The sequence below is a fragment of the Secundilactobacillus paracollinoides DSM 15502 = JCM 11969 genome, assembly GCF_001311135.1.
Classification (GTDB): domain Bacteria; phylum Bacillota; class Bacilli; order Lactobacillales; family Lactobacillaceae; genus Secundilactobacillus; species Secundilactobacillus paracollinoides.
Genome location: NZ_BBAG01000040.1, coordinates 18107 through 29860 on the forward strand (window position 1 = coordinate 18107; position 11754 = coordinate 29860).

An 11754-nucleotide genomic window follows, 5' to 3' on the forward strand; every position below is an offset into this window, starting at 1 on the left:
TTAAAGGAGAAATAATCATGAGCAATTATTTAACATTTGACTGTTACGGCACACTGCTGAACGAGGCAACCTTGTACGACAAAGTGGCTGCCATTGCGTCTGAACTCGGGGTGGACCCGCAGGCAGCTCGCATACAGTTCACGAGCTACCAGGACAGCGCCGATAACGTCCATCCGTACCTGGATTACACGGTGTTATTGCGCAACAACTTGATTCATCTGGACTATGTTTTTGGCCAACAGCACGGGTTTGAGGCCCACTTCTTTGAGGTACTCGATGCTAATCGACAGCTCCAGCCGTTTCCAGAAGTTATCGACACGCTTAAAACGTTGCAACAGCGCGGGTATCAACTGATCTTGATGTCCAATTCGGCCTGGGATATCATGCCGGCTAATTTGGCCACCCTGCAGGTGCCAGTGGACGTTTGGACGGCAGAGGACGTTCACGCCTACAAACCAAACTTGAACTTCTTCAAGACGGTTGCTGACCACTATGGCTTTACGGCTGAAAACCACATTCATTTGGCTCAGGGGTACGGCACTGATATTGTTCCGGTTTCGCTATTACCGGATTGGCGCGCAATTTGGGTCAACCGCAATCATGAGACGGGTGGGGCAGCACGACCATGGCGGGAGGTTTCCCGATTGGATGAAGTATTGCGTATTTTGGTATAGCATATGTTATAGTACCTGTGCTATAACATATGCTATAGGCAGTCGAGATGAAGCTGATGGCTATCCACTGGCTGAAATTGTGTAAATTGCTTGAAAGCGCACCTGAATGTGAGCTTTGAATTCACAAAAACCGACTTGATTCAATGATTTTGGCAAGCTTTCTGGCCGAATAAAGGTACTACACTTGAGAACACTATTACTAACGAAGAAATATCAGTTTAGTAGTCTTCTTTTGCTTGACTTTAACTGAACAACCACTTACTATTCTTGATATGAGATATAAAGATCAAAATAAAATTGAGGCCCTCCATCAGGCAGTAATTGATGTCATGCTGCACGACGCTATCAAAACCTGAGTGTCGCAAAAATTGCAAAGCGTGCCGGTGTGTCACAGGCGACACTCTACATTTACTACGCCGACAAACAAGCCATGCTGGGACAGGTGTACCTGAACATTAAAAATAAGATTGACCCGATGCTTTTCTCGGGGGTGGATCCTCGAGCGGCCGTTGAAGACCAGTTCCGACTGGTGCTCAAAAACTATGCGGATGCGATGAACGCCTATCCGCGTGAAGGCGAGGTTATGCGGATCTTCAATAGTCACACTGATCTGGTGCCGGAAGACGTCTTTACCGCTGGTATGGATCGCGCCAAACCGCTTGATTTTATTTATCAGAAAGGCGTTTCAGAAGGTATTTTGCGTGAACTTGCACCGGAGTTTATCATTGCGTACACCTTTACACCACTGGACCAAATTGCGGAAATTCGGTATCGGCATGATAGCAAGTTAAGTGATACAGACGTACATGCGCTGATTGATATGGCTTGGCAGGCGTGTCGGAAACCACAAAAAGAATAGCGTAAAAGTGCAAGACTATGGCCCACGGAGAATCCGATGGGCCATTTTTGACGATTTGAAGAATAGTTGTTTAGTTATAAACTGAACTAAAAGATAATCCAGAGATGTAGCCGTTAAGTGATTGATCGGTCATCATTGATAGTCTTGAAATGCTACTATATGTGTCCTTTGAATATTAATTTAACAGCATTTATTTGTCTAATAGTTGTTGAATATATATTCGTGATGATTTTACGTTGTTAATACAGGGTGCTCATTCTTTTATGGACATATTGTTAGAGCGCGCTTTGTGGATCAATCCTAAACCTCACAAGGTTAATTAATTGCTTTTCTAATTTCAGAACAGTAGTCTATTTTTAAATATGACGATACTCACAACGAAAAGGAGAATCCCTCATGAAAAAAGTACTGATATTAGGCGCGGGTGGCCAAATTGCACAGTTTGCCGAAGCTGAACTTGCTGATAAAACGGACCTGACGCTTTTCCTACGTCATCCAGAAGCTCTAAAAGCGCCAGTCGGTCATGTTATTACTGGTGATGTGTTTGACCATGATCAACTGGTAGCGGCCATGACGGGGCAGGACATTATCTATTCCAACCTCGGCCCACAGCCCATGGCGAAGATGGCACAGGCGGTGATCGAAGCTGCGGAACAGGCTGGCGTGCAACGCTTGATCTGGGTCGCAACGGTGGGCATCTACCGTGAGGAACCGGCTGACCACATTGCCGATGCCGAAGCAGTGTACGGGTCAACAGATGATCCGACCAGCTACTTTGGTGACGAACGCGTGGGCGCCGACTTGATCGATGGCAGCAGCCTCACCGCCACGATCATTCGCCCCAACACACTGACCAACAGCAATGACATTGAACCAGTAATCGTGGACGGCCGGCACGATACGGTGAGCGGCCAGCCCATCAGTCGGCGGACAGTTGCCCATTTCATCAGTGATCTGATTTTGAATGACGACCAGTATCAAAACGACTCAATCGCGATCAGCGCTCAATAATGAGTGGCAGATTACCGATCACATAAGGACTATTGAAGACCACCACGATGTCAGTAAGAGGGCATCGTGGTGGTCTTTTGTTTTTTCTATGCCTCATAGCTATGCTTACTATCCAATCTGGGCAATCGTTTCAGCTTCATTAGGGCGGTATACTAACCCTATAATGACCTGCTGCGCAAATCGCACACGTGTGCTATACGGTTTTGGTCAAAAGGTGATAAACTAGAACTGGAATTTGTATGCAATTGAACAAGCGTGTTGCGCACGGTTGCAGCAAAGTCTTCCGTCATTAATGAAGTGAAAGGATGATACCTTAATTATGAAATCTACTATTTTTGTTAAACCAGGCGAAGTTGCTGTCAAAGACATTGCGATGCCAACAATTCAAGCAGCGGATGACGTGATCATCAAGGTCGTTTTGACCTGTGTTTGCGGGTCTGACCTCTGGGCTTACCGTGGCCTGCAGGATGCTGAACCAAATTCGGAAAACTCTGGCCATGAAGCGATTGGGATCGTTACTGAAGTGGGCGATGACATCACGACCGTCAAACCAGGGGATTTTGTGATTGCCCCATTTACGCACGGCTGTGGCCACTGTGCCGCCTGTCGCGCTGGATTTGACGGTGATTGCCGAGACCACACCGATAACTTCAGCAGCGGCGTTCAGGCGGAATACATTCGCTTTGAACATGGCGAATGGGCGCTCATTAAGATTCCTGGGCAACCAGAAGACTACAGCGACGAAATGTTGAAATCATTATTAGCACTCGCTGATGTGATGGCGACTGGCTACCATGCGGCTCGCGTCGCCAACGTCAGCGCCGGTGACACCGTTGCGGTCGTCGGTGACGGTGCCGTTGGACTGTGCGGTGTGATTGCTGCTCAGATGCGCGGTGCTAAGCGGATCATCATCATCATGAGCCGCCACGAAGACCGGCAAAAATTAGCCGTTGAATTTGGCGCCACCGACGTTGTTGCTGAACGGGGCGACGAAGGGGTTGCCAAGATCATGCAGTTGACCAACAACGCTGGTGTCGACGCTGTTTTGGAATGTGTTGGTACTGAGCTGTCCAACGAAACGGCGATCAACATTGCGCGTCCGGGTGCCATTGTCGGGCGGGTTGGCTTGCCGCACGAACCTAAGATGGACATGAGCCGCTCATTTGGCACGAACACGATCATTGCCGGTGGCCCAGCATCCGTTACCACCTACGACAAGGCAGTGCTGCTGAAGGCCGTTTTGGATGGCGACATTCACCCTGGAAAGGTCTTCACTAAGCGCTTTAAATTAGCTGACATCAACGCGGCTTACCAAGCCATGACGGATCGTGAAGTGATCAAGGCGTTGGTTCAACCAGCTTAAGTCAGTCTGTTAGTTTGTAAATAATCAAAAATAACCGTATGCCGAAACTGGCTGCGGTTATTTTTTAATGCCATTTTACCGATCTTAGGCTATCATGATGAGTAACTATAAATGAAGGAAGGGTGTTTCGATGACGGATGAGACGCTATTGAAAGCCATTCAAGACCAGCTGCAAACCGTTTACGAACCGCAGCTGATGGTGGATGTTTACAACTTAGGGCTGATCTATGACATTACCGTGGCGGCCGGCCACTGCTACATTACCATGACACTGCCATCGATGGGCTGCGGCTGCGTCCCGCAAGTCACTGATAACGTGCAACAGGTCTGTAATCAAGTTGACGGGATATCGCAGACAACGGTGGCTGTCGTTTGGCAACCGGCCTGGACACCGGCTAAAATGAACCGGATCGCACGGATCACCATGCAGACGAACCGGGGCTGATTCTATTAATGAGTCGAAAATGATAAAAATATTTTGTTTGAAAGCGTTATCCTCGCTCAGGCTGGTTTTCATCAATTCAAATCGTGGTAAGATATTGAGTAATGGTTTATTCACGACGACACTAAACAAACATAGGAGCGAGTACATATTATGAGCGACAACGGTGACGAACACGCACTGGAAAACGAAAAGCTACCCCAAAATCACCATATGAAAATTCCCTGGAACCGCATTTCGGACGATGAAGATATCCCGGCGATGGACGCAACGGTTAAGTTAAGTCGTCGCTGGTCGGTCGGGTCGGCATTCAAATGCTGTCGTGCGGGACGGGGGCCTGGCGAGTGCGCGAGGCCATGAACACGGTGGCGCGGACGCTGGGACTGATCTGTTCAGCCGACATTGGGCTGACGTCGATCCACTACACGTGTTTTAACTACGAACACAGCTATACGCAGGTGTTGGCGCTGGCCAGTACTGGCGTGAACACGGATAAACTGAATATTTTGGAACATTTTGTGAAACGATTTCCCGATGAATACGTCCATTTGACCATCCGCGAACTCCACCAGAGACTGGATGCCATTCAGGTGCGGCGGGGCAACTATCCGCCCTTTATTGCGGGCTGTGCCGCGGCGTTAGCGTGTGCCGGGTTTACATTTTTACTGGGCGGCGGACCCATTGAAATGATCTGTGCCTTCTTTGGCGCTGGCGCTGGGAACTGGCTGCGTCAGATCATGATCCGCCATCGGTTGACCTTGCTGGCGAACTTAGCAGTGAGCGTCATGACGGCTTGTCTGGTGTACTTTTTCGTCTTTGAAGGCATGCAGGTGTTCTTCCACGTGCCAGAAGCGCACGAGGCAGGGTACATTGGCGCGATGCTGTTTGTGATTCCCGGGTTCCCGTTCATTACGAGTATGCTGGACATTTTTAAATCGGACATGCGGTCGGGACTGGAGCGGCTGACATCGGCGTTGCTAATCACGATCGTCGCGACGCTGATCGGCTGGCTGGTGGCCATGCTGGTGAACTTCAGGCCGGAAAACTTCCTGCCGCTTGGTCTCGGTGTGGTTCCCATGTTGTTGCTGCGGCTCCCAGCAAGTTTCTGTGGGGTCTACGGTTTCTCCATGATGTTCAACAGTCCGCAGAAAATGGCGATTACAGCAGGCGTGATCGGTGCCTTTGCGAACACGCTACGGCTGGAACTCACAGATCTGACAACGCTGCCGCCAGCAGCCGCAGCGTTCTGCGGGGCATTGTTGGCGGGCCTGCTGGCGTCACTGATCAACCGGTATAACGGCTATCCAAGAATCTCACTGACGGTTCCATCGATCGTGATCATGGTCCCGGGACTGTATATCTACCGCGCAGTGTATAACATCGGCTTAAACAACATCGGTGTCGGTGCGGAGTGGCTGACGAAGGCCGTTTTGATCATTATGTTCTTGCCGCTGGGACTGTTTGTGGCGAGAGTGCTGATGGATAAGGATTGGCGGCATAATGACTAGAGTAGAGTGTGGAGCAAGGCGGTTAGAAGGCGGAGTGTAAGTAACTCTGGTCAGAAAAGTCCGGGCCTGACTTTTTTGACCAGAGTTGCTTACACAGGAGCCTTCTGCCTTGCGGAACACGTTTCGGCAATATAAAATCAAACCACGTCGCCAAGACAACTTTGTAACAGAAGCGCTCCAACTCCGGGTCTGACTTTTAGGCCACAGTCCGTTACACGTTAACCCCTGCCTGGAACACGTTTCGACATTGCGAAATCAAGCCACGTCGCCAAAGTTACCTCAAAAAAGAGAAAGCCAAAGCAAGAAACAGAAAACAGACTCTATAATCAACTAAGCACCACCCAGAACTTCCATGAAGATTCTGAGTGGTGCTTTTTAAATTATTCGAGCACAATGATTACAAGCAATCATTACCCCTCAATAGCGACTAGGTAAAAATGCAGTAGTTCCAGTCCGCTCAGCAATCATCACAATCAGGTCCCAAGTATTTTCCGGCAAAGGCACAACTGTCCGCGGCGTTCCCAATTTAATTAAAGCTACTTTTGAAGGTCGTTCAACCTTGGAATCAGTTTGACTAGGTGCGGCCTTTTTCTTGTCAGGATCAGAACCTTGATACCCTTTTTAACGTAGCTCGTGACTCGGCCGTTAAACGCAAGCACATCACCGGCTTGCAAGTCACCAAGACGACGAAACTGCAGCCCCAAATTCAGCCAGAGATGGTCGGTAACCAGTTTTCCAGTTTCATCACGAAGGCCTTCCAACACAAGGGTTGGCTTGGCATGTGATTGGTAAGGTGCCACTTTGAAGCCGTAACGGCTAAATGTACCCGTAAAACGGTGTCGTTCAGTGTTGCCGATGACTTTTAGCTGGGTGCGAATTTCTTTATTGTTGGTCATAGTGAGGCGCCTTCCTTATTGCCAATAGCTACGCAAAGAAGTTTCTATTTTGACCAAAAAAGAGGTGTTTCAGTCTGAATGACCGGTATGCTAAAATAAATACGGGTTGAAAAGAAAGGAGCATTTCCATGATTAAAGAAATTGGGTTAGGGGTCGCATTTGCGGCCACCGTCACTATTTGCGGCCTAGCAACCGCACCGACGGCAAATGCGAAAACAACGTATCTGCCAACCAGCATCCGCAACCACGTTTGGTACCAGATCACGAGTGGCACCGAGGGCGGTTTTCACGATAAGACGACGTTTAAGGGAAACGCCATGACCGTGAATATTGCCGGCACCAATTATAAGTGGCATTTTACAGGCTGAAGAAGTCCAGTAAAACAGTGTATTACGGGCGGTTACACTACGCTGGTGGTAAGTCTGACTTGGTGAAGATTAAGATCAAGAGCAGTAAGAAATTCGATATTATCCCAAAGCATTTCATGAATTTAAAGGGCAACTACACCGGCAACGAATCGTATGGTGCAATGATCTACACGCGCTAATTAAAAAGGTGCTCAACTCGCAGAAATTGCGGTTGAGCACCTTTTACTTTGTCTTGGTAAATGGCTTTATAGTTGGTAACGATGGCAAATGAACTTCAGGCAATTTAAGCTGTGGTTTCACACTGTCTGTCAGTTCACCGACAAACGTCGTTAACAGTTGACCGGTGACGCTGCGCCACTGGTGCCTAATTTGCGGTGTCGTGTCGCTGATCGCTTTCAAAATGAGGCGCAACGAGGTCTGCCAGTTGGCGCCCATATCCCGAAAGTCCTGATAGTGGGTGGCTTTGAGAATACTGAACAGGGAGTCCAAGAATTCCTGCTTGGTGGCGTTATCCAACTGAGTTAGCCAGGATGTCACGGATTGTTGGGTGAGCTGCGAAAACCGGCTGGTTGTGGTTAGGGTATCGAAACCGGTGCCACGCACGTTCCAGGTAAACGGGTCGTGTTGTTTGAAGCCGATGCCGTTGCTTTTAACGACCTGGTAGTCTGTTTCGGGCTCCAGCAGTAAACCAATAATGGATGCCTGAGGAATGAACTTTTTCACCTTCGATTGAATTGCGACTGGCAGTGGTTTCTTCGTACCAGGGCCGTCCACGGAATAAACCTGTTGAATCCGGTCTTGGAGGAAACCGCGACTATGCAGACACGTGAAAACGGCCAGGTTACCGCCCTTTGAATGGCCGCCTAAATAGTAGGTGCCCGGATGCCGCGTTGCCATTTTTTGGTAGTAGCGCAGCGCTGACCGTTGGGAGGGGATATCGCGCATGAAGGTCATATTGAAGTCTTCCTTCCAGTCGGTGAGTGTGGCAGTGGTGCCGCGGTAGGCGATGTAGTGGAAGTCGTGACCAAGGTCAAAAGTGACCGCACAGAATTGTTTTTCCGCAGCCGTATCGGTGTCCTTGACGAGGTCGTGCCAACGGATGTTGCGGAACCGTGGGCTGCTTCTAAGTGCCAGTAGGAGGTTGAAGTTGGCGGTGGGATTCCAAGTGAGATCGACAACGTGCTGCATCAGAACAGGATCAGTCAAATCAGCAAAGCCCGTGACGTGGTGCGCGACCAATGTTTCAAAGTCAACGTAGGCGAGTTGTGCCAAAATGACACCGTCCACGTCCGTCATGGGTAGGTCGGCAAATGACCGTTTCCCATTTGCGTTGACATAAGCAATTAGATCCGTCATCGTGAGGCCCCCAATATCGTAGTCATTTCTTATAGTTTACCGCATTTGACGGCACAATTGTTACGACAACCTTTCTACAGATCCTTATAGAAATAGTAGTGCGATGTACCTGTAACAGGTGAGTCTTTGAACTCGTGCATGACCTGATAGCCGTGTTTCTTGTAGAAGGCGGGCGCGTTGAAACTCATGGTCTCCAGCGTGATAAACGTACAGTGATTGTCCCGGGCAATGGTCTCTGCCTGGTCGATCAAAAATGAACCAACGCCGTGCGACCGGCTTTCTGGTTTAACAGCAAACAGCGCGATGTGCATGCTGTTAAAAAAGATGCTGGCAACGAGGCGGCCAAGGATTTGGTCATCCTCCACGGCGCCAAGGCTGACGGCCTGACTGCCGAGCTGGACCCGATCACCCATTTTAAGTTGGGTATCGGTGTTGAGCCAATCGCCTGTGGTGGCCTGGTTTTCTTCGACGTTTAAGTGAACTAATTTCATGGCGGTGCTCCTTTTTTCTGAAGTCATTATTAGAATCTAATCTCTAGCATACACGATTATTTTTAGTCCTGACAATGAACGGTGACTGTTTTTAGGGATTCTATAATTTTTTGTGATCGTCGAGATAGACTTTATATTGCAAGATACGAACGTATGTTCTAAAATAAAAGTAATATCAACCGGGGAGTGGTCGTTCATGTCAGCGATTATTGCGCAATTTAAAACTGCATACCAAGCACATCAGGCTGTCCAACTATGGTTGCGGGTTGATCCAGACACGCCCTTGGACTCGGCAGCCTTTCGTGGTCGGCTACTGGCTGTCGATGACGTGACGGTCGAAGTGTTAAATGAGGCGGATGAGGTCTATCGGGTTTATCATAGAGACATTGAACGTGTCACGACACTGGAGTAGTTGGAAGAAGGGCCTGTTTCTCATGACATTGACACACCATCTAGATGACCAATCACCAGCCGTTATTCACCTGATGCAGGTGGATAAACGACTCGCCAAATTAATCACCACGATTGGGCCAATTGATTATCGTGTTTCGGAAAATCCGTTTGGCTACCTCGTCGCAAACATTGTGGGACAGATGCTGTCAAATAAGGTGGCGGCTGTTATTTTAAAGCGTCTGCGCGATCTTTGCGGCGGTGAGATTACAATCACGGCGATTAAATCACTGTCAGATGAAGCCATTCATGGCGTCGGATTATCGCATGCTAAGGTTGGCTATATTCGTAATTTGACAGCTGCGGTCGAATCAGGAGAAGTTGTCTTTGACCAATATCCTGAGATGACGGATGCTGAAGTTTTAAAGGCGTTGACTGCCGTTCGCGGTATCGGCAACTGGTCGGCGAAAATGTATCTGTTTTCGGTGCTGGATCGGCCGGACGTCTTGCCAGTTGAAGACAAGGCATTCTTGCAGGGGTATCGCTGGTTGTATCACACTAGTGATGCTAGTGCAGCGGCAGTTCAGAAAAAGGCGGCAAAGTGGCGCCCATATCGCACCGTTGCTGCCAAATATTTGTATCGGGCGGTTGATCTGGGCTTGACCAAGAGCCCATTTCACCTGTTTAAGACTTAATTGGAGGCAAATTGATGAAAGCTTACGTAGTTGACCACGCTGGCGGGCCAGAAGTGTTGCAGTTAAAAGAGATTCCAACACCAAAAATCAAACCAGGGTGGGCGCGGTTGAAAGTGCTGGGATTTGGCATCAATCACTCTGAAATTTTCACGCGGGAAGGAAAGTCACCCAGCGTGCAGTTTCCCCGGGTCCTCGGCATCGAAGTCGTTGGTGAAATTGATGAAACGAGCGCGCCAGACACCTTCAAGGCTGGCCAGCGCGTCGTGTCGATCATGGGTGAAATGGGCCGCGCGTACGATGGCAGTTACGCGGAGTACGTACTGGTACCGAACGCCCAAATTTACCCAGTCAAAACCACGTTGCCGCTTCGAGACCTCGTGGCAGTTCCGGAAACGTACTACACCGCCTATGGCATCGTGAAGAGTCTGCAACTCAAATCAACGGATAACGTGCTGGTTCGGGCGGCAACCAGCGGTGTCGGCATCGCTGTCTTGCGGTTGATTCGCGGGTTTGACCCGCACATTCAGGTGACGGGGACGACGCGGGCGGAAGATAAGCTGAATGCCTTGTTGACAGCGGGATTTGATGACGTGATTATTGCTGCGGATAGTGAAAAATTACCGGCGGGCGTTGGGCGTTACGATAAAATTATCGATCTAATTGGACCACTGAGTGTCAAAGATTCTCTGCAACATCTGAATCCGTTTGGAATCGTGAGCGCAGTGGTCTACTGGGAAACGTGTGGACGATGCCGGACTTTGATCCCATGATGGACGTGCCAAATGATGGCTATCTGACCGGCTTTTACTCCGGGATCGTCTCTGGCGCGCTGATGCAGGAGCTGTTTGACTTTATTGACCAGTATGACGTGCAGGTGGCACCCACTAAGGTATTTAATTTCAACGAGGTGGCGCAGGCACACGCTTATTTGAGTGAGAGTGACTGGTTGGGGAAGGTTATTGTGATGGTTGAACCGTAATGTGCATGCGGGTGTCTATGGGATTTAGTAACGCTTCAGCGGTTAACTGCTGTAAAATAAGATGATAAATACAGTTGAGCAGTGAGGTAGGTATGGTAAAGAATATTGATAAGCGGGCTGAAGTTCTGAAGGCAACGCTAAAAATCGTAGAAGATAAGGGCATCGAAGCCTGTTCCGTGGCGGAGATCGCCAAGGTGTCGCAGACCAGTATGGGCACCATCTATTACTATTTTAAAAATAAGGCCGGTTTACTTGATGACCTGTACGTCAGCATTCGCAAGGAGGCTTCGACAGCCACGGTGAAGGATTTGCGTGTGCCGGATAATGCTGCGAACATGCAGAGCATGGTGACGACCCTTTTTTCAAACTACGTTAATTTCTATGTTGCCCAGCCAGCAAAATTTCATTTTATGACGGCGATTCAAACATCCAAAACCTACACGACAAGCTCAACGCAAGCCTACGATGATTTTAAGCTGTTGCGCGCCCTATACCAGGTTGGCGTGCAGCAAGCGTTTTTCCCCAAACGGACGTTGATGATGCTGATTGCGTGCACCACAGGCGCCTGTAATCAGGTGATTGCCTCTGCACTTGCACAGGCGATACCGCTGACGCAGCCGATTATCGATGATGTGACCAGGATCTGCTGGGCGATGTTTACGGCACCGATTGCTTAATTTAAGAATGATGAGTAGAATCCCGAAATATTCGGGATTCTTTTT

The 11754-nt window shown here is 49.1% G+C and carries 11 protein-coding genes and 3 pseudogenes; 11 read left to right on the forward strand and 3 right to left on the reverse strand.

Annotation, left to right across the window (positions count from 1 at the left end):
- The first annotated feature begins 17 nt into the window (after window positions 1–17).
- The 6 genes and pseudogenes from JCM11969_RS11925 (at window position 18) to JCM11969_RS11950 (ending at window position 5857) form a co-directional block, all read left to right on the forward strand.
- The gene (locus JCM11969_RS11925; RefSeq protein ID WP_054711516.1) at window positions 18–674 is read left to right on the forward strand and encodes an HAD family hydrolase; all 657 of its coding nucleotides are present in this window, start codon (window positions 18–20) and stop codon (window positions 672–674) included.
- Between the two features lie 349 nt (window positions 675–1023).
- Window positions 1024–1533: pseudogene (locus tag JCM11969_RS11930) on the forward strand (TetR/AcrR family transcriptional regulator); the annotation flags it as partial.
- A gap of 396 nt (window positions 1534–1929) precedes the next feature.
- The gene (locus tag JCM11969_RS11935; RefSeq protein WP_054711520.1) at window positions 1930–2544 is read left to right on the forward strand and encodes an NAD(P)H-binding protein; all 615 of its coding nucleotides are present in this window, start codon (window positions 1930–1932) and stop codon (window positions 2542–2544) included.
- 319 nt (window positions 2545–2863) lie between these two features.
- A complete protein-coding gene (locus tag JCM11969_RS11940; RefSeq protein WP_054711522.1) occupies window positions 2864–3907 on the forward strand; it encodes an alcohol dehydrogenase catalytic domain-containing protein in 1044 nt (347 codons plus the stop codon).
- Window positions 3908–4037: 130 nt separating this feature from the next.
- Window positions 4038–4352 carry a metal-sulfur cluster assembly factor gene (locus tag JCM11969_RS11945; protein WP_054711524.1) on the forward strand — a complete coding sequence of 105 codons (315 nt, stop codon included), beginning with the start codon at window positions 4038–4040 and terminating at the stop codon, window positions 4350–4352.
- A 150-nt stretch (window positions 4353–4502) separates the two neighbouring features.
- Window positions 4503–5857: pseudogene (locus tag JCM11969_RS11950) on the forward strand (threonine/serine exporter family protein).
- Window positions 5858–6393: 536 nt separating this feature from the next.
- Here the strand turns inward: JCM11969_RS11950 and JCM11969_RS11955 are convergent.
- Window positions 6394–6753: a hypothetical protein gene (locus tag JCM11969_RS11955; RefSeq protein WP_054711526.1), complete on the reverse strand. Its 360-nt coding sequence runs from the start codon at window positions 6751–6753 to the stop codon at window positions 6394–6396.
- A 128-nt stretch (window positions 6754–6881) separates the two neighbouring features.
- On the opposite strand from JCM11969_RS11955, the gene JCM11969_RS11960 reads away from it, so the two are divergent.
- Window positions 6882–7121 carry a hypothetical protein gene (locus JCM11969_RS11960; protein ID WP_054711528.1) on the forward strand — a complete coding sequence of 80 codons (240 nt, stop codon included), beginning with the start codon at window positions 6882–6884 and terminating at the stop codon, window positions 7119–7121.
- 222 nt (window positions 7122–7343) lie between these two features.
- Here the strand turns inward: JCM11969_RS11960 and JCM11969_RS11965 are convergent, their stop codons facing one another.
- Both JCM11969_RS11965 and JCM11969_RS11970 read right to left on the reverse strand, forming a co-directional pair.
- Window positions 7344–8477, reverse strand: a complete 1134-nt coding sequence (locus tag JCM11969_RS11965) for an Mbeg1-like protein (RefSeq protein WP_054711530.1) — start codon at window positions 8475–8477, stop codon at window positions 7344–7346.
- Window positions 8478–8551: 74 nt separating this feature from the next.
- Entirely contained in the window at window positions 8552–8968 is a 417-nt protein-coding gene (locus tag JCM11969_RS11970; protein WP_054711532.1) for a GNAT family N-acetyltransferase, read from the reverse strand.
- Between the two features lie 196 nt (window positions 8969–9164).
- Between JCM11969_RS11970 and JCM11969_RS11975 the strand changes: the two genes are divergently transcribed.
- From JCM11969_RS11975 to JCM11969_RS11990, 4 genes and pseudogenes are all read left to right on the forward strand, one after another.
- Window positions 9165–9380, forward strand: coding sequence for a hypothetical protein (locus tag JCM11969_RS11975; RefSeq protein WP_054711534.1), 216 nt, complete (start codon window positions 9165–9167; stop codon window positions 9378–9380).
- Window positions 9381–9402: 22 nt separating this feature from the next.
- Entirely contained in the window at window positions 9403–10053 is a 651-nt protein-coding gene (locus JCM11969_RS11980) for a DNA-3-methyladenine glycosylase family protein (protein ID WP_054711544.1), read from the forward strand.
- 14 nt (window positions 10054–10067) lie between these two features.
- Window positions 10068–11032: pseudogene (locus tag JCM11969_RS11985) on the forward strand (alcohol dehydrogenase catalytic domain-containing protein).
- 92 nt (window positions 11033–11124) lie between these two features.
- The gene (locus JCM11969_RS11990; protein ID WP_054711546.1) at window positions 11125–11709 is read left to right on the forward strand and encodes a TetR/AcrR family transcriptional regulator; all 585 of its coding nucleotides are present in this window, start codon (window positions 11125–11127) and stop codon (window positions 11707–11709) included.
- Window positions 11710–11754 lie beyond the last annotated feature (45 nt).